The sequence below is a fragment of the Streptomyces aureocirculatus genome (assembly GCF_000720475.1).
GTDB classification, from domain to species: domain Bacteria; phylum Actinomycetota; class Actinomycetes; order Streptomycetales; family Streptomycetaceae; genus Streptomyces; species Streptomyces aureocirculatus.
On the sequence record NZ_JOAP01000039.1, the window covers coordinates 49218 to 68032 of the forward strand.

Genomic DNA, 18815 nt, shown 5'->3' on the forward strand with positions numbered 1-18815 from the left:
TCCAGAGCGCGCGTACGGCTCGCGTCAGGGGCCGTCGGCCCGCCTGCCCGGCAGCCTGCGGACCATCCGCGCGAGCCGCCGCCGCGCGACCGCCGCGACCCCGCGCACCCCGGGCGCGATCCGCACCGAGAGGTTCCCCGCCCGCGTCGCGTACGGCTGTACGAGCAGGACGCCGCGCCGCCCGCCCGGCACCACCGTGCGCCGCAGCAGACCGGGTCCCGGCACCGCGCGCGCCGTGGTCTCGCGTGCCGTGCCGTCGTCGAAGAGCAGCCGGAGCCGCAGGTCCCACACGTCGCCGTCGAGCGCGCCGAGGTCGACGCGCACCTCGGCGAGCCAGCTCCCGTCCAACTGCCCGGGGCCGAAAGCGGCCGTGCGCCGCAGACCGGGACGGCCGCCGCCCCGGTGCGTCAGCTCCACGTCGACCACGCCGGGGCCCGCGGCGGCGACCCGCCCGTACAGCTCGTGCAGCCGCAGGCGCAGCACGCTGGTGCCCGCGCGCGGGCGCAGCTCCGCGTCGACCGTGAGCGGAAGCAGCCGCAGCGGCCGTACGAGGAGGTGGTCCAGGGTGACCTGGGGCAGGTCGGGCGACCAGACGGGGGTGTCGTCGGCGGCGCGCGCGTACGGCGGGACGAGCCGGGCCGGACGGGCCGCCACCTGCTTGAGGCGGTCCAGGTCGCGGGGCTCGGCGGCGGCCAGGACGACCCGGGCGATGACACGTCCCGGCGCGGGCGCGGCCTCCAGGTCGGCGGCGTCGAACTCGGCGAGGTAGGCACGGGTGAGCGCCCACCACTCGCGCTGGTACTCCGGGCCGCGGGCCGTCAGCTCCCGCGTGTACATGCGCAGGCCGTGGTCGAGGAACTGGGCGCGGGCCGCCCGTGCCAGCAGCTTGTCGCCGCTCGCCGCGCCCCGCAGGATCTCCACGGCCCGGCGGTGCGCGGTGATGCGGGCCCGCCAGTTGTCGATCCCCGCGCGGTCAAGGGAGATCGACAGCTTGGTGGCCGCACGCCGCACGTGCCACACGTACACGGTGTCGGGGACGAGGGCGATGCGCGGCGCGGCGGCCAGGACGCGGGCGCCGAAGACGAAGTCCTCGTAGAGGAACCGGCCTTCGGGGAAGCGGATGTCGTGGGCGCGCAGGAAGTCCGTGCGGTAGAGCTTGTTGACGCAGAGCGTGTCGTGGACGAGGTGCGGGCGCAGCTCGGGGCGGGCCACGAGCGCGGGCTTGCGGTACAGCTCGGGCTGCCAGGGCACTTCGCGCCCCGACGGCAGCTCGCGCCGCACGCACCGCCCGGAGGCGACCTCGGCGCCGTGCCCGAGCGCGGCGTCCAGGAGCGCCTGGGCGGCGCCGGGGGCCAGCACGTCGTCGCTGTCCAGGAACATCAGGTACGGCAGCCTGGCGGCGTCGATGCCGTCGTTGCGCGGGGCCCCGCAGCCGCCGCTGTTGACGGGCCGCCGGATCACCCGCACCCGGCGGTCCCGCGCGGCCAGTTCCGCGAGCACGGCGGGGGTGTCGTCCGTCGAACAGTCGTCCACCGCGATCACCTCGCCCACGGCGGGGCCCTGGGCGAGCGCGGAGCGCACCGCGTCGGCGATGTGCGGGGCGTCGTCGTAGCCGATCACGACGACGGTGATCTGGGGCTCTTGGGGTGAGTTGCGGTCCACGGGGGAAATTTTAGAGCTTGGCAGAATTTATCCGATTAGGAGTCTTCGTGGTCTTCGTCGGGAAGCTTGCCCTGGGCGCCTTCCCGGACACCATCGCCTCACACGTCCCACCAGTCACTTTCGCCGCCCACATCCCATCGGTCACCTCCGCCTCATGACACCCCGCCCACCCGGGCGAGGATCTCGCCGGTGCGGGAGCTCCACGTCACCACCACCGCCTCGGGGGGCAGCCGTTGTTCCGGGGCGAGCAGCAGCCAGCGCACGTGGTACCGCTCGACGACGGCGGCGCGTTCGGCGGGCGTCGACGCCGGGTCGAGGTAGCGGCGCACCTCGTCCAGGCGCCGGTTGCGCACCGACTCCTCGAGCGAGGCGTCCGGCCAGGCGGGCGCCACCAGGTTGACGCCGAACGCGGGGACCGAGCGCATGGGCCGGTAGCTGTCGGTCAGGACGACGTCGCCGCGGTCCATGTGCGCCGCCGCCCAGCCGTAGTCCGGCCAGCGCGGTGGCTGGGCGAAGCCGACCGGGTCGAGGGCGCGGGGCACCACGGCGCCCGCCTGGATCTGGAAGAACCCGGTGAACGCGCCGAGCGCGGTGGCCCCCGCGAGGGCGGCGCGGCGGGTGCCCCACGGGCGCGCGGCCGCCAGCTCGATCGCCAGGGCGAACTGCAGCGGGACCAGGGTCAGACCGAGGATGCGGCCGTAGGTGTAGTGGCCGCTGAGCCAGCCGTAGCCGACGACCGCGCAGTCCAGGGCGAACATCACGACCAGCGGGTCCTTGTGGTCCTTGCGCCACCGCAGGTACAGGGCGGGCAGGCCGAGGGCGGCGAGCCAGAAGCGCTCGGGCATGTCGGTGTACAACTGCCGGTGGATCCAGTCGACGGACTGGTCCCCGACCAGGGTCAGCGGGTTGAAGTACGGCCAGGTCGTGGCCACCGCGAGGGCGGTGAGGCCGGTGAGCGCCCACATCAGCGGCACCCGCAGCCCCGCCCTCACACCGTCCCGCAGCGCCCGCCCGCACTGCGGCACGGCGAAGGCGGTCACACCGATCACCGCCGCCACCGACGTGATCGGGTGGATCAGCAGGATCAGCCCGCACAGCGCGCCGAGCCCCAGGTGGGTCGGCGCGCCGCGCCGGGACCTGGCGGCCGTGCCCGCCCACGCCCAGGCCCAGAACATCAGCGCGATGCCGAACGTCGACGGGTAGCCGAGGTTGCCCGTCATCGACATCAGGCCGAGGTAACCGCTCCACCAGGCCATCCGTGTGCCCCAGAGCAGCACCATCGCGAACAGGGCGAGCACGGGGGCCCAGGGGCGCGGTGTGAGGACACGGACGAAGCGGCCGATGCCGGTGAGCAGCACGAGCAGGTTCAGCGGCCCGGAGAGCTTGACGACCTGCCAGCCCGCGAGGCCCGTCGCCTCGGCGAGCAGTGCCTGCGCGACGGCGTACGGCGAGTAGTACGCGCTGCCGTCGCCCGGCAGGTCCGCCATCGGGTGGGCCGGGTGCAGCAGGTCGTCCTTGAGCCGCTCGACGACCGCCGCGTGCTGCCCGAAGTCGCAGCAGATCGGGACCCGCCAGTAGGCGAGCGACATCACGAGCCAGAAGAGCCCGCCGAGCAGGAGGTAGGGGCTCGGCCGCCACCGCACCCCGAACCCGGACGCGGTGGCCCCGAGCGAGACCCGCCGCCACGCCGCACCCGCGCCTCCCGCCGCGCCCGCACCCGCGGCGACGGTGTCCGTGCCCGCACCCGGCGCGGGCGCGGGTGCCGCGGGCGCGGACGACTCTGCGGCGGGTGACGGTCTGATCGGCGCCGTCACCGCATCAGCCTGTCCGCGACGCGGCCCGCGGCGCGCCCGTCGTCCAGGTCGCAGTACGCCTCGCGGAACGCCGCGTACGCGTCCGCGTGCCGTCCGGTGACGGCGTCGAGGCCGCGCAGGGCGTCGACGACCTCGGTGGTGGAGGTGAGCAGCGGGCCCGGTGCGCTGTTCTCGAAGTCGAGGTAGAAGCCGCGGACGGTGTCGCGGTAGTGCTCCAGGTCGTAGGCGTGGAAGAGCATCGGGCGGCCGGTGTGGGCGAAGTCGAACATCAGGGACGAGTAGTCGGTGATCAGCACGTCGGCCACCAACAGGAGTTCGGTGGCGCGCGGGTGGGTGGTGACGTCGCGGACGAACGGTGCCCGGGCGCCGGGGAGACGTCCCGACGTCAGCGGGTGTCTGCGTACGAGCAGGACGTGGTCGTCGCCGATGCCGTCCTCGACGGCGCCGAGGTCGAGGGCGGGGTCGTGGCGGTAGCGGCCGGGGCCGAAGCCGAGGTGGTCGCGGTAGGTGGGCGCGTACAGGACGACACGGCGGTCGGGGGGCAGGCCCAGTTCGCGCCGGACGCGCTCGGCGACCTTGTCGCGGTCGTCGGCGAACAGCACGTCGTTGCGCGGCGATCCGGCTTCGAGGACCTCGCCGTCGTAGGCGAGGGCGCGGCCCAGGTGTGGCGTCGCGAAGCGGCTGGGGGAGACCAGGACGTTCCACTGCGCGGCCAGGCGCGGCAGTCGGTCGAGGTGGCCGTGGTCGGCGTACAGGGTGTCGGTGAGGTCGGTGCCGATGCGCTTGAGGGGGGTGCCGTGCCAGGTCTGGACGACGGTCTGGCCCTCACTGCGCCGGAAGAAGTCCGGCAGGTGCCCCGCGGTGACGATGCGGCGGCAGCGGGCCAGGGCCTCGTGGAACTCGGCGCTGTGCTCGGCCACGCCGTGCGCCCCCGCGGGCACCCGGGTCTGCTGGTCCTGGGTGACCCACAGGTGCTCGACCTCGGCGCCGCGCCGCACCAGCTCCTCGTGGACGGCGCGCGGCGAGTCGCCGTCGAAGTACAGGACGGCGTCCCGCAGCGCCCTCGCGCGCTCGCGCGGGTAGTGCTCGGTACGCAGTCGGTGGCGCCGGTACGCACCGCGTTCGGTGGGCGCGAGGACCGACCGGGCGTCGATCACGAGCCGGTCGCCGAAGCGCCGGTCGGCGGTGAACTGCCGCCCCTGGAGCACCTGGTGGAACGGCAGCCCGGCCCCCGTCGACGCGAGCACCCGTACCGGAACGCCCGCCCCGCTGTTCTCCACCTCGCGCAGGAACACATACCAGCGGCCTTCCCGCAGCACCCCGCCCCCGGGCGCCACCACCGCGCGGAACCGGTCGCCGGTCAGCTCCACCGGCACCGTCACCTCGTCGTCGCGGCCGCTGTGCCGCAGGACGAGATCGGCCGAGGGCCAGCTCGCCTCGGTGGCGGAGCCCTCGATCTCCAGGGTGCCGTCGGCGGTCCACACGACCCGGTCCGCGATGGGCCGCCGGGTCAGCTCCACCACCAGGTTGCCGCGGTCGTCGGCGGTGGTGCACAGCTCACGGCCCGGCCGGGTCGCGTACCGTCCCGGCGGCAGGTCCGTGACGGCCGCGAGGGGCAGCGTCGAGCCGTCGGGGAGTTCGAGTGCGGCCTGCCAGCGGTCGCTGTGCGGCGGCTCGACCTGGGCGGGGGCGTGGTGCGGGGCGGGCGGCACGGCCTCCAGGTCGGGGAGGTGGAGGCGGGCCTCGAAGCGGTCGTCGACGACGGCGACCGGGAAGTCGAGGCGGACACCGCAGGAGTGGGTGAGGCGCAGCGCCCTGGGACGGGCGTGCCCCGGCAGGCTGCCGGTGAGCACCACGTCGCCGCCGTGCCCGCGATGGCCCTCGACGCGGGCCGCGTACTCCTGTACGCGCAGCACGAGCCGGCCCTTGCTGAAGCCGAGCACCACACGCATCCCGTCGCCGAGGTCGTGCACCAGGGACTGGGTGCGGGAGCCGTCCCGGGCGCGGACGGCGGCGCGGCGCACGACGCCGTGGCCCGCGACGACCACGCCGAGCAGCCAGTTGCCGGGCCGCCACTTGCCGCCGGTCCTCAGCCGCTGCGGGTCGACGGTCATCTCGAAGCCGGACAGGTCGTAGCAGTGCAGTTGCTGCCCGGAATCCTCGGTGGCCTCGGGCGCGGGCACGGTCCTGGCAGGCACCCACCGGTACCGGCCCCTGCTGTGCGCCGCCTTGAGCAGCCCGGTCTTCACCGACTGCGCGGGCCGGGCCGCGTCCAGGTTGTGCAGGTGCGCGTAGCCGCTGATCCGCAGCAGCCCGTCCGCGCCCCAGCGCGCCTCGCCGAGGCGCGCCACGGCGGGCAGTTCGTCGCGGCCGAGCCGGGCGATCTCGGGGGGAAGGTCTGCCAACCCCGGGTACTCGGCGTACTTGCGCACGGCGCCGCGCACCGCGAACGTGCCCTTGCCGCCGCGCCGTTCGTGGTCGAGCAGTTCGATCAGCTCACCGGTGCGCCGCTCCCGCACCAGGTGCCACTTCACGCGCAGATCCACCGGGAGTTGCCGCAGGATCTCCGGGTCCGCCGCGCGCAGGAAGTCGGCGGTGCCCTCCAGGAACGCCGCCCGGTACTCGGGGCCGCCCATCGGCAGCCCCTCCAGGAAGTACACGAAGTCGTCGCGCAGGCACGAGACGTCGTACGTGGACTTCAGCTCGGGCGCCTGTCCGGCCAGGAAGGTGCTGACGTGGGCGCAGGCCGCGATGCGGTCCCGCACGCCCTTGACGTCGGTGCGCCGCCGGGTGATCGAGCCCTCGCGCACCCGCCAGTAGTAGACGTGGTCGTTGAGCACGTCCACACAGGAGGCTAGGAAGTGCGCCGGGATCATCACCGGGGTGTCCTCGTAGAGCCGTCCCTCGGGGAACTCGAAGCCGTGCCGGTCCCAGAAGGCGCGCCGGAAGACCTTGTTCCAGGCAACGCGGTCGGCGAGCAGGGCCAGGTCACGGCTGATGTGGGTACGGGTGCGCGGCGCGGTGAGCCACTGGTACTGCCAGGCCTGTGAGCGGCCGCGTTCGGTGAGGCGCCAGACGTTGCCGCTGGCGAAGTCGGAGCCGCTGGCGTCCAGGCTCGCGATCAGGCGGGCGTAGGCGTCGTGCGGCACGATGTCGTCGCTGTCCACGAACGTGAGGTACTCGGCGCTCGGATGGGCGTGCCGCACCCCGGTGTTGCGGGCGGCGCTCAGGCCCGCGTTGGGCTGGCGGACATAGACGAAGCGGGGGTCGCGGGTGGCGAATTCACGCGCGATGCGCGGACTGGAGTCGGTGGAGCCGTCGTCGACGAGGACGGCTTCGATGCCGCCGTCCAGAGTCTGCCGGGCGATCGACTCAAGGCACTCCTGCAGAAACTCCTCGACGTTGTAGATGGGCACGACGACGGTGAGTCGGGGCTGCACGGCGACCGGCCTTTCGTAGGAGTAAGGGTGGCGTTACGACCTATTACGGGCGTATTCACCCTTTTTGCCCGACTCGATCAACTTCCGTGCCCCCGCTCACCCCATCGAGGTGCCTGATCACCCCATCGAGTGAGGCTCGGTCTTCGACACAGCGTGCGCATCTGGCTACGGTCGGTACTCATGCCGTATTTCTCAGTCGTCGTACCCGCCCACCGCGTCCAGGGGTATCTCCGGGAGTGCCTGGAGTCCGTGCTCGACCAGTCCTTCACGGACCTCGAACTGGTCGTCGTCGACGACGACTCGCCGGACGCGGGGGCCGCGATCGCCGCGGAGTATGCGCAGCGCGACCCCCGGGTGCAACTCGTCCGCCTCCCCGAGCGGCGGGGCACCGGCGCCGCCCGCGACACCGGCGCCGAGCGCGCCACCGGCGAGTGGCTGCTGTTCCTCGACGGCGACGACATCCTGCTCCCCGGCGCGCTCGCCGCCCTGAGCGAGGCGCTGCGCGGCCCCGCCGAAGGCGTCGACGTGCTGCTCTTCGGCCACGACCGCGTCGACTGGTGGGAGACGGTGCGCCGCCCGGCCGGCGAGGACGTCACCGGCGATCCGCTCGCCGTGACCGTCGCCGCCTGGAACCGCGTCGTGCGCCGTTCCTTCTGGTCCGCGCACGCGCTCGCCTTCTCCGCGGGCCCCTACGAGGACGTGGTGCCGGTGCACCAGGCGACCCTGGCCGCCGGGGAGCGCGTCGGCGCGCTCGACCGGGTGTGCGTGCGCTGGCGCGAGCGGCGCGGCGGCAGCTTCGCGAAGTCACCGGGCCGGGCGCACTTCGCGGTCATCGGGCGGTACGAGGAGCTGTTCGCCGCGGGCACCGAGGTGACGGCACGCCTCTTCCCGTGCGCCGTCGAGCACATCCTGGCCGTCCTCGACGACCCGGGCCGCATCCCGCCCGGCGACCGCGCCGCGTACTTCCGGGCGGCCGCCGCCATGCTGCGCGCCCACCGCCCCGGCGGCTACGTCACGGTGACCGACCGGCAGCGCGCCCTGCTGTCCGGCTCGTACTCCACCTACCGGTCCCTCGCCCGCGCGGGCGGCCGCATGAAGGCCGTCCGCTCCGCGCTCGCCCGCCGCAAGAAGGCCGTCCGCGCCCGCGCCATGCGCGTCACCTACCGCGCCGACCTGCGCCGCTCCCTCGACCCGCATCTTGCCGTCTACGGCGCCTACTGGAACCGCGCCGTGAGCTGCAACCCGGCCGCCATCCACGCCAAGGCCCGCGAGCTCGCCCCGCACATCCGCGGTGTGTGGGTGGTGTCGAGCCGCCACAAGCACCGGGTACCGCCCGGCGTCGAGTACGTCATCGAGGGCTCGCGGCGCTACTGGCAGGCGATGGCCCGCGCCACATACCTCGTCAACAACTCCTCCTTCCCCGGCGGCTTCACCAAACGCCCCGGCCAGATCTACCTCCAGACCCACCACGGCACGCCCCTGAAGAAGATGGGCCTCGACCAGCGCCGCTACCCCGCGGGCACGCACGGCATCAGCTTCCAGAAGGTCCTCGACCACACCGACCAGTGGGACTACAGCCTGTCCGCGAACCCGCACTCCACCGAGGTGTGGGAACGCGTGTACCCGGCGGCGTACCAGGCCCTGGAGGCGGGCTACCCCCGCAACGACGTGTACTTCACGGCAGGACCCGACGACACCGCCAAGATCCGCGCCGACCTCGGCATCCGCCCCGGCGTGCGTGCCCTGCTGTACGCCCCTACGCACCGCGACTACCAGAAGGGCTTCCTGCCCCGCCTCGACCTGGAGCGGTTCGCGGCGGCGCTCGGCCCCGACCATGTCGTCCTGGTCCGCGCCCACTACTTCTACGGCGCCGACGCGGGCCTCGCCGCACACCCGAACCTGATCGACGTCACCGGGCACGCGCGCGTGGAGGACCTGTGCCTGGCCGCCGACGCGCTGATCACCGACTACTCCTCCCTGATGTTCGACTACGCCTGCCTGGACCGCCCGATCGTCACCTACGCCCCCGACTGGCAGGCCTACCGCCTGGCCCGCGGCACCTACTTCGACGTCCTGTCGGGCCGCCCCGGCGAGACACCGGGCGCACTCGCGACGACCCAGGACGAGCTGACCGGGCTCTTCCGCGACGGCGGCTGGGACACGGAGGAGACGACGCGCCTGCGCACGGCGTTCCGGGCGCGGTTCTGCCCGTACGACGACGGAAGAGCCGCCGAGCGGGTGGTGCGGCGGCTCTTCCTTTCCTGAACCTGCTCCGGTCGGTTTTCGGAGCGGGCGGGCTCAGTCGGCGGGCTCAGTCGGCGGGGGTGCGCTCGTAGGGCGAGCGCACCGGGAAGTACGCCGTCAGGAAGGACCGGACGGCGAGGGCCATCTCCTGGTCGGACATGCCGCTGTCGGGCGACTCGCCGATGCAGAACGCCGTCTTGTTCCGCGACTGGAGGAGCTGCCCGAGCCGCGCGTGGTCGGCGCGTCTGCCGATGTCCACGAAGTCGTAACCGAGTCCGCCCGGCACGGCCCGCCCCGTGAGGTACGCGTAGTGCTGGTGCAGCGACGACACCAGGGAGTGGTCGTCGTTGCCGCGGAACCGGCTGCGGGAGGTCGCCGTCAGCTCGTCCGCGTACCGCTCGGTGAGTTCCTGGAGGATGCTGCGGCGCAGCGCGTACGGCACGTGGTAGAAGCAGTGCGTCGCCGTGCGGCCGAAGTCGCGGCGCAGCAGTTCCCGGTTGTTCTTCGCCGCCGCCAGATAGCCCTCGTCCGCGGCGGACACCGGCAGCGGTGGCACGGGCATGGACGACCAGAAGAACTTGGGGAGCCCGGAGCCCAGGAAGAAGGTGCCCGGGGTCGTCGGGCGGCCGAGGAACATGTCGTCGTTGAAGTACAGGAAGTGCTCCGCGAGGCCCTCGATGCGGTGGAGCTGGGTCTCGATGGCGTGGGAGTTGAAGGTCGGCAGGGCGGCCGGGTCGGCGAACAGGTCCCGGTGGTCGACGACGGTGAGGCCGGGGTGGTCCCGGTCCAGCCAGTCAGGGACCTGCCCCGCGGTGACCAGGTACACGTGCCGCACCCAGGGCGCGTACATCGCGAGCGAACGCAGGGAGTAGCGCAGTTCGTCGCGGTTGCGGAAGCGGACGGTGCCGGTGTCGGGGGAGGAGTCGGTGCTCGCTCCCTGGCCCGCGCCCGTCACCTCGGCGAGCGCGGCGGCGCGGGCCGCCCGCCAGTCGGGGTCGGTGTCGTCGACCCAGGTGTAGACGGCGTCGACGGGGAAGTCGACGTCGTTCATGAGGACCTCGGTGAAGACGCCGGGGGTGGGGTACGTGCGATCGCCCACGCGCAGTTCGCCGGTGGGCGCGAGGGCGGGCAGCTCGGTTCCGGCGAGGGTGCTGCCGAAGGGGGCGCGGCGCGTGGTCCCGGGGGCGGGGGCGTCCGCGGTGGGGGTGTCCGTGGTGGGGGTGTCCGTGGTGGGGGTGTCCGTGGTGAGGGTGTCCGGCGTGGGCGGGCGGGTCCAGAACGCCACCGTGCACGCCTGCTGCACGCCGTGGCGCAGCGAGAGCGTCGTCGTGGTCACCGGCTTGAACACCTTCACGCCCGCGAGCTCGCCGATCCCGTCGAGGCGCTCGGCGAGCACCGCCCCGGGCGCCGCGTCGCGCGGCTTCACCAGCTCGGCGTAGACCGGCTGCCCGTGCAGCGACTCCGCGAGCGCCTTCAGGGCCCGGTCCCGGTCGTCCTCGTCCACGGCGAGGGTGTGCGCGGGGCCGCCGGTGCGCACCAGGACGTACGGCACCTGACGCGACTCCAGGGCGGCCGCGGTGAGTTCGAGGTTCAGGGCGGCCATGCGCGGTGCGAGCATGTCGTCGCGGCACTCCGCGAGGCGGCCGACCGAACGGATCACGGCGCCGTCGGGGGCGGCGGCGATGATCTCGTCCTCGCGGGCCTTCTCGTCGGCGCCCGCGGCCGCGTCGAAGGTGTGCGGCGCCGTCGGCCGGAAGCCGCACCCGCCGGACGCCACCCCGAGCGCCACCCGGTCCGCGCGCACCGCCGCCCGCTCGGGACGGTCACGGCCCGCCACGAGCCGCGTGTACAGCTCCTCCCACAGCGCCGTCACACCGGCGGAGGAGAACCGCTCGTACACGCCCTCGCGGGCGGCCCGCGCACAGGACCGGCGCAGCGCGTCGTCCGTCATCAACTCGGACATGGCGTGTGCGAGTTCGTCGATATCGCCGGGCGGTACGAGCAGCCCGTCGACGCGGTGGCGGACGATCTCCGCCGGGCCCGTGAGGACGTCGTACGCGACCACCGGCACCCCCGCGGCCAGCGCCTCCAGGAGCACCAGCGGGAACGCCTCGTTATGGCCCGCGGTCATCAGGGAGAGGCCCGCCTTGGCCCATTCGGAGGCCATGTCCTGGCACGGTCCGAGGAGTTCGACCCGGTCCTGGAGCCCGAAGCCGTCCACCAGGCGGCGCAGGCTCTGCTCGCGGTGGCCGCCGCCGAAGACGCGCAGCGTCCACTCCGGATGGGCGTCGGCCAACTGTGCGAACGCGCGGACGGCGTGGTCCACGCGCTTCTCGCCGGTCAGCCGCGCGGCCATGACGATGACCTTGCTCTCGCCGTCGGCGCGCGGCCGGAAGCCGTCCGGTACGGCGTTGGGGATCACGGCGAGCTCCGGTGCGGTCGCGCCGAGGGACTCCGCGATCCAGTCCCGGGTCCGCCCGGTCAGCGTGACCAGGGCGTCGAGGCGCGGCGCGTGCAGGAGCAGCGGCTCGCCGGAACGGCCGCGGCGCTGCGTCGGGCGGTGCTCCTGGTGCACGGTCACCACGCGCCCGTGCACCACGCCGACGGCGGCGGCGAGCAGGGCCGGGGTCGTCGTGACCAGGACGTCCGTGTCGAGCGCGCCGAGCGCCGCGGTCAGCTCCACGTCGGACAGTCGGTCGAACGCCGACTCCCAGGCCGGGTCGATCAGTTCGCTCGGCAGCGCGGCGAGGGTGCGGCACGCCGCCTCGTCGAGGCCCGACGCCCGTACGGGCCGCTCCGGCGTCACCGTACGGTCGACGAGGTAGCGCACGCGGACCTGTCGCGCCGCGGGGAAGAACGGCTCGGTCCTGGTGCGGAAGACGGAGAGGACCTGCACGTCGTGCCGCTCGGCGAGGTGCAGCGCCTGGGTGTACGTGGCGAGCTCGGTGCCGCCCATCTCGTCGCCCCAGCCGAGCAGGTACGTGATCTTCATGAGGTCTCCTTCATGAGGTCTCCTTCGTGATGTCCAGGCAGGTGACGGCGAACGCGCCGGACGCGGTGAGGTGCGGGTGCGCGCGCACCAGGCGGCCGTCGGGCAGCGCGACGAGCCGGAACGGCGTCGGGAAGGCGGACGGCAGATCGCGTACGTCGGTCAGACGGCGCCCCAGCGGCAGCTCGCCGACGCGGAAGTCCCACACCCACTGGCCGGGCCCCGCCCCTGCCATCGCGTCGAGCGGCAGCGGAAAGCTGAACCCGGCCCCTGCCCAGGCGAGTTCGACCGGTACGACGACGCCGTCACGGCGGCGCACGGCCCACCCGGACACGGCCGCGAGAGCCCGTTCCCCGGGGCCCGCCACCACCCGCCCGTACACCGTGATCCCGTCCCCGCGCGGCACGAACCGCACCAGCTCCGCGCGCGTCGGCGACCGCGTCACCTGCACCGCCGCCCTCCCGCCGCGACAGCGCACCACCCGCATGAGGGTGCCGGTGCGCGGGCTCGGCGCGTGCGGCGTCGTGGGTCCTTGCGGCACGGCACCGGCGCCGCCCGCGTCGAGCGCGAACCCCCGCCGGCGCACCCGCCCGCCCTCGTCGGCCGTCACCACGGTGAGCCGCCAGACGCCGTCGCCGAGGAGGGGGGCCGGGGCGGGGGCCCCCGGGTCGCGGGTGGTGTCCAGGGCGTCGTGCAGGGTGGCCGTCGCCGTCAGGAGCGGGCCCCCGTCGGTGTCCCGTTCGACGGCGAGCGGGACCCGGAAGCGGCGGTGGCCGCGGGTGATCAGGAGCTCGGCGGACCGTGTCCCCGGCTCGGGCGCGGCCAGGGCCAGGTTGAGGGTGCGGCTGTCCCGCAGCGAGAGGTGCACGGGCGGCGGCAGGAGCGGCTCGCGCCCGCTGCCGCGCCCGGCGGCCGCCCGCTCCAGGCGAAACCGCGCGCTGCGCGCGCGGGCGGCGGCACGCCGGGCCCGGGGGGCCAGGGCGGACTGCAGGGCGGGGAACGCCAGGAGGGTGGCGAGGGCGGAGAGGGCGGGGTGCGGGGGGTTCCCGGGGGTCCCGGGGTTCTCGGGGTTCCTGGGGTTCCCGGGGTTCCCGGGGTGGCCGGGGTGAGCGGGACGGTCTGGCTCACCCGGGGGCTCGGGGTGGCCGGGCTGACCGGGGTGAGCGGGATGGTCAGGCTGGCCGGAGTGGCCGGAGTGGCCGGAGTGGCCGGAGTGACCGGGCTGACCGGGCTGACCGGGGTGCCCGGGGTGCTCGGGGTGGCTGGGCTGACCGGGGTGAGCGGGATGGTCAGGCTGGCCGGGGTGCCCGGAGTGGCCGGAGTGGCCGGGGTGCGCGGGCTGACCGGGGTGCCCGGAGTGGCCGGGGTGAGCGGGATGGTCAGGCTGGCCGGGGTGCCCGGAGTGGCCGGGGTCCCCGGGGTTCCCGGGCTGCCCGGGCTGACCGGGCTGACTGGGGTGGCCGGGTTGGCCGGGATGGCTGAGGTGGCCGGGGCCACCAGGGCGGCCGAAGAAGGCATGGCGGGGCATTGCCCTACTTTGGCGCCATTCACCCGGAATTCATCGGTACGGCACGCGCCCGGTGCCGTACCGACCCCTCGGGCTCCTGTCCGCCCCGTACCTCACCGACCCTTCACTTCACCGCACCGGCCATGACACCGGACACGAACTGACGCTGGAAGGCGAAGAACACCGCCAGCGGAATGACCATCGAGATGAACGCGCCCGGCGCCAGGATCTGCACGTTGTCGCCGAAGAACCGCACCTGCTGCTGGAGCGCCACCGTGATCGGCGGGCTGCCCGCGTCGGCGAAGATCAACGCGATCAGCATGTCGTTCCACACCCACAGGAACTGGAAGATGCCGAGCGAGGCGATCGCGGGCGCGCCGAGCGGCATCACGACGCGCAGGAAAAGACGCAGCTCACCGGCGCCGTCCAGGCGCGCGGCCTCCAGGAGCTCACGCGGGATCTCCGCGAAGAAGTTCCGCAGGAGGAAGATCGCGAACGGTAGGCCGAAAGCGGTGTGGAAGAGCACCACGCCCGTCGTCGACTCGAAGATGCCGATCTCCCCGAACAGCTTGGCGACCGGAAGGAGCGCCACCTGCACCGGCACCACGAGGAGAGCGACCACGCCGAGGAACCACCAGTCGCGACCGGGGAACTCCATCCACGCGAACGCGTACCCCGCGAGCGAGCCGATCACCACGACGAGCAGCGTCGCCGGGACGGTGATCGACACGCTGGTCAGGATCGAGTCGGTGATCGTCTCGTCCTTCAGCAGGTGGGAGTAGTTCTCGAAGGTCAACTGCGAGGGCTTGCTGAAGACCTTCCACCAGCCGCTCTCGCTCATGTCCGCGGGCGTCCGCAGCGAACCGAGCAGCAGCCCGAGCGTCGGCACCAGCCAGAACAGGCCGATGACGACGAGGAACACCCGCAGCACACTGCCGCTGACGACGGCGGCGATCCGACCGCCCAGGGACTGCTTGGCCTTCACGACCGTGACGTCCCGCGCGGGCGGCGCCCCGGCCGTCCCCCTGTCCGTCGTCATCGCTGGGCCTCCCGCCGCATCCTGCGCATGTTGAAGAGCATCACCGGAATCACCAGGAGGAACAGCAGTACCGCGATGGCGCTGGCCACGCCCGCGTCCCGGTCGCCGAACGCCGAGTTGTACAACTGCACCGCGAGGACGTTCGACTCGTCCTTGGACGAGCCCGGCGGGATCACGAAGACCAGGTCGAAGATCTTCATGACGTTGATCATCAGCGTCACCACGACGACCGCGAGGACCGGTGCGAGCAGCGGCACCGTGACCCGGCGGAACACCTGCCACTCGTTGGCGCCGTCCACCCGCGCCGCCTCCAGGAGCTCACGTGGCACGCTGGCGAGCCCGGCCGCGATCAGGACCATCGCGAATCCGGCCCACATCCAGATGTAGCTGCCGATGATGGCGGGCGTGATCAGGGACGGGCCGAGCCAGTCGACACCGTTGTACGGCTCGCGGAAGTTGGACGCCGGATAGCGCAGTTGGGCACCGTCGGCCTCCTTCGGCAGGGTGAACGTGCCGTCGGACGCGGCCTTCGTCGAGGCCACCACCTTGCCGTCCTTGACCGCCTCGATCTTGATGCCGGGGTAGCCGAACTCGGCGGCGTCCGGCGCGTTCACCTGGCCCCTGCCCTTGCCGCGGGTGAAGTCCTGCCAGGCGGTGCCGGTGACCTTGGCAGGATCGGCCCGCGCGGGTCTCGCCGACTCGGCGTCGTCGGGCATCCGGTCCGGCGGCACACCGGTGAGCGGAAGCACCACCGGCTCCCCGGCCCGCACCGGGTTCTTGGTGATGAAAGCGCCGCCGCCCGCGCCCTGGAGGGGCGAGCGCGCGCCGGGATGGCCCTGCGGGAACCCCGACGACTCGGCGAACGTGTCGTGCACCCCCACCCACAGGGCGTTGGCGACACCGCGGTCGGGGTCCGACTCGTACACGAGCCGGAAGATGATGCCCGCCGCCAGCATCGAGATCACCATCGGCATGAAGATGATGAGCTTGAACGCCGTGCCCCAGCGCACCCGTTCGGTCAGGACCGCGAAGATCAGACCGAGCGCGGTGGTGAGGGCAGGGGCGGCCACCAGCCAGATCGCGTTGTTCTTGACGGCGGTACGGATCCCGTCGTCCGAGAACATCGTCTCGTAGTTGTCGAAGCCGTTGAAGTCGCCGGCCTTGTCGAAGAAGCTGCGGCCGACGGAGTAGCCGATGGGGTAGAGCACGAGCGCGCCGAGCAGGACGAGGGCGGGCAGCAGGAACAGCGCCGCGATCGTCTTACGGGTCCCGGTCACGCTCCTGCGGGGGCCGGTCCGGTGCGGACCGGTCTTGGTGGGGTGCGGCGTGGACTCGGCCGGGGGCACCGCCGCGGTGCCCCCGGCAGCAGGGGTCGTCATCGCCCCGTCAGCTCTTCTTGTACGCCTTGGCCGCCGCGTCCTCCAGCGCCCGCTGGGTGCCCGCGACGTTCTTCGGGTTCTTCAGGAAGTCCTGCAGCGCCTTCCACTCGCCCTTGCCGGGCGTGCCGCCGAACGACTGCGGGGCCTGGTCCGACATGTCGAAGCGGATGTCGTCGCCCGCCTTGATGAGGGCGTCGGCGATGCCGCGCTGTACGTCGTTCGGGTACGCCTTGAGGTCGAGGCCCTTGTTCGGCGAGACGAAGCCGCCCGCCTCCGCCCAGATCCTGGCCGCGTCGGGCGAAGCGAAGTAGGTGAGCAGGGCCTGCGCGCCCTTGCTGTCCTTCAGCGCGACGGCGGCGTCACCGCCGACCACCGCGGGGGACGCGTCCCCGACCGCGGGGAACGGGAAGACCTTCGCGTCCGTCCCCACCTTCGCCTTGGTCTCGGAGATGGCGAGCGAGACCATGTCGCCCTCGAAGACCATGCCCGCCTTGGGCTGGTCGCCGCCGGTGAAGGTCTGCTTCACGGAGGCGGGGAACTCGGTCTGCAGCGCGTTGCCGGCGACGAACCCCTTCTTCCCGAAGAGGCCGCCGAGGGTCGTCAGCGCCTTCTTGACCGTCGGATCGGTCCACTTGATCTCGTGCTTCGCGAGCTGGTCGTACTTCTCCGGGCCCGCCTGCGAGAGATAGACGTTCTCGAACCAGTCGGTGAGCGTCCACGCCTCCGCACCCGCCACGGACAGCGGCGTGACGCCCGAGTCGTACACGGTCTGCGCGGTCTGCATGAACTCGTCCCAGGTCTTCGGCTCCTGGACGCCCGCGTTGTCGAAGACCTCGGTGTTGTACCAGATCAGCGACTTGTTGGCGGCCTTGAAGTAGACGCCGTACTGCTTGCCGTCCACCGCCCCGAGGTCCTGCCAGCCCTTGGCGTAGTTCTTGTCGAGCTGCTTCTGCGCCTCGGCCCCCACCGGCTTCGCCCACTTGTTGGCCACGGCCTGCTCGATGGCGCCCACCTGCGGCAGCATCGCCACGTCCGGCGGCTGCCCGCCCGCGACCTTCGACTCCAGGAAGCTGATGATGGGGTCCTGCGCCGGTACGAAGGAGACCTCGGCGCCCGTACGCTTCTCGAACTCGTCCAGGACCTTGAGGAACACCTTGCGCTCGGAGCCGCCCCACACGGCGGACACCGACACCTTCTCGCCGTCCAGCTTCGGCAGTTGAACGGTGGCCGCGCCCTCCTTGCCGCCGCCGTCCTTGCCTTTGTCCTTGCCCTTGTCGCCGTCGCTGTCGCCGCCGCACGCGCTGAGGCCCAGTGCGAGGGCGGCCACGGCGGCGGAGGCGACCACCTTGGCGGCCGTCCCGCGCGAGCGACGAGCACGGCGTGCGTGCGGAGTGCGTGTGCGTGTGCCTGTACCGAGCCTGCTGCGCATCACTGCCCCGTTCTCTACCCCGACCGGTCCGGTTCTGGTCCCGTTCGGTCTGTCTACGCCCGGGCGGTGAGGGGCGGCAAGATGCTCTACGGAGTCAACTCGCTGATCGTAATGCCCTTGTGACGTGCCGTCATCTGGCGGGGGCGCCTTCTGCTGGCGGGGGCGCCCGGCCGATCCCGCGCAGCCCCGGGCCCACCGCCGCCGCGCGCAGCCCCGGGCCCACCGCCGCTGCGCGCAGCCCCGGGCCCACCGCCGCTGCCCGCAGCCGCGGGCCCACCGCCGCCGCGCGGCGGTTCGTCCCACCCACCCACCCGTACAGGTAGGCGGCGCCTCACCCGCCACCACCGGCTCGGCCCGCCCCCTCTGTGGGCAACTGGGCCGCCCAGAGGGCGGAACGGGTGGGCACAGCCCGGCGTACGGTGCGTAACTGTGGGCGCCCAGGCGAGGTGCGGGCGGCGCGGCGGCGCGGGCCGGCGGGAACCCTCAGAGGAGGGACGGGATCCGCTCGGCGGCGACGGACCGCGCGGCACGGTCGAGCGCACTGGCCAGAAGGGCCAGATCCGTCGGCCCGTTCCCCAGCTCACGGACGGGCCGCCGAGCCGGCGGATCCCCCACCCGCTCCCACTCGAGCGGCACCACGGTGGGCCGCAGAGTCGCCGTACGCGGAATCCGCCCCGTGACCCGCCCACCCTGGAAAACGGCCTCCCGCCCGTCCGCCCCCCGCAGGACACCCCGCCCGGGAGCCGGATCCTCCGCACCGCCCCCGACCGCGTCCAGCGCGACCACGAGCCCGGCCCGCCGCCCCACCTCGGAGCCCCCGACCCGCTCACCCCGCGCCGCCACCACCAGATGCACCCCGAGCCGCTCCCCGTCCCGAGCCACCGCGTCCAGGGCCCGCACCACGGAACCGGCGGCGGGCCGCCCGGGCGACCCGAGCGCGGGCGCGAGCAACGCGTCGAAGTCGTCCACGAGCACGACGAGCCGGGCGAGGGGCGGCCCGGGCTCGGTCTGCCCGCCCCCGGCGGGCCGCAGCCGCAGCGTGGCACTCGTCTGCACATCGACGAGATCCCCACCGGCCCCCTCACCGGCAGCCTCCACCCCGTCCCCACCTTGCCGCCCGACGGCAGCCCTGCCCCCGGCCCCACCACCGGCCTTCGCCCCGGTGTCAGCCCCGATCCCGGCACCGACCCCGGCCCCGGCTGTGAAAACTCCGGACCCGCCAATGACCCCGGACCCGCCAACGCCCCCAACCCCGCCAACGCCCCCAGCCCCGCGAACGACCCCCGCCCCGCCACCGGCGACCCCCGAAGCC

9 protein-coding genes and 1 pseudogene are annotated in these 18815 nt (G+C 73.4%); 1 reads left to right on the forward strand and 9 read right to left on the reverse strand.

The window, feature by feature from the left end:
- Positions 1-24 precede the first annotated feature (24 nt).
- The 3 genes from IG78_RS0129665 to IG78_RS0129675 form a co-directional block, all read right to left on the reverse strand.
- Complete coding sequence (locus IG78_RS0129665; protein WP_030568626.1) at positions 25-1662, reverse strand: glycosyltransferase family 2 protein; 1638 nt, start codon at positions 1660-1662, stop codon at positions 25-27.
- A 152-nt stretch (positions 1663-1814) separates the two neighbouring features.
- Positions 1815-3305 carry a hypothetical protein gene (locus IG78_RS0129670; protein ID WP_051853043.1) on the reverse strand — a complete coding sequence of 497 codons (1491 nt, stop codon included), beginning with the start codon at positions 3303-3305 and terminating at the stop codon, positions 1815-1817.
- A gap of 167 nt (positions 3306-3472) precedes the next feature.
- Entirely contained in the window at positions 3473-6916 is a 3444-nt protein-coding gene (locus IG78_RS0129675) for a bifunctional glycosyltransferase/CDP-glycerol:glycerophosphate glycerophosphotransferase (RefSeq protein ID WP_030568630.1), read from the reverse strand.
- 180 nt (positions 6917-7096) lie between these two features.
- Between IG78_RS0129675 and IG78_RS0129680 the strand changes: the two genes are divergently transcribed.
- Positions 7097-9181, forward strand: a complete 2085-nt coding sequence (locus IG78_RS0129680) for a bifunctional glycosyltransferase/CDP-glycerol:glycerophosphate glycerophosphotransferase (protein WP_030568632.1) — start codon at positions 7097-7099, stop codon at positions 9179-9181.
- Between the two features lie 46 nt (positions 9182-9227).
- On the opposite strand, the gene IG78_RS0129685 is transcribed toward IG78_RS0129680, so the two are convergent.
- From IG78_RS0129685 to IG78_RS0129710, 6 genes and pseudogenes are all read right to left on the reverse strand, one after another.
- On the reverse strand, positions 9228-12152 hold the full coding sequence (locus IG78_RS0129685; RefSeq protein WP_030568635.1) for a stealth conserved region 3 domain-containing protein: 2925 nt from the start codon (positions 12150-12152) through the stop codon (positions 9228-9230).
- A 10-nt stretch (positions 12153-12162) separates the two neighbouring features.
- The gene (locus tag IG78_RS52255; protein ID WP_213084190.1) at positions 12163-13677 is read right to left on the reverse strand and encodes a hypothetical protein; all 1515 of its coding nucleotides are present in this window, start codon (positions 13675-13677) and stop codon (positions 12163-12165) included.
- A 103-nt stretch (positions 13678-13780) separates the two neighbouring features.
- Positions 13781-14695, reverse strand: coding sequence for a carbohydrate ABC transporter permease (locus IG78_RS0129695; protein WP_030568636.1), 915 nt, complete (start codon positions 14693-14695; stop codon positions 13781-13783).
- Positions 14692-15972, reverse strand: coding sequence for a carbohydrate ABC transporter permease (locus IG78_RS0129700; protein WP_030568638.1), 1281 nt, complete (start codon positions 15970-15972; stop codon positions 14692-14694). The genes IG78_RS0129695 and IG78_RS0129700 overlap by 4 nt, the downstream gene beginning before the upstream one ends.
- Before the next feature lie 109 nt (positions 15973-16081).
- The gene (locus tag IG78_RS0129705; RefSeq protein WP_078965695.1) at positions 16082-17503 is read right to left on the reverse strand and encodes an ABC transporter substrate-binding protein; all 1422 of its coding nucleotides are present in this window, start codon (positions 17501-17503) and stop codon (positions 16082-16084) included.
- Between the two features lie 483 nt (positions 17504-17986).
- A pseudogene (locus IG78_RS0129710) lies at positions 17987-18815 on the reverse strand (hypothetical protein); the annotation flags it as partial.

Excerpts from the sequence above, each read along its gene's own strand:
- IG78_RS0129680 (WP_030568632.1), top strand. The coding sequence starts at position 7,097 with ATGCCGTATTTCTCAGTCGTCGTACCCGCCCACCGCGTCCAGGGGTAT.
- IG78_RS0129695 (WP_030568636.1), bottom strand. The coding sequence starts at position 14,695 with ATGACGACGGACAGGGGGACGGCCGGGGCGCCGCCCGCGCGGGACGTC.
- IG78_RS0129705 (WP_078965695.1), bottom strand. The coding sequence starts at position 17,503 with ATGCGCAGCAGGCTCGGTACAGGCACACGCACACGCACTCCGCACGCA.
- IG78_RS52255 (WP_213084190.1), bottom strand. The coding sequence starts at position 13,677 with ATGCCCCGCCATGCCTTCTTCGGCCGCCCTGGTGGCCCCGGCCACCTC.
- IG78_RS0129685 (WP_030568635.1), bottom strand. The coding sequence starts at position 12,152 with ATGAAGATCACGTACCTGCTCGGCTGGGGCGACGAGATGGGCGGCACC.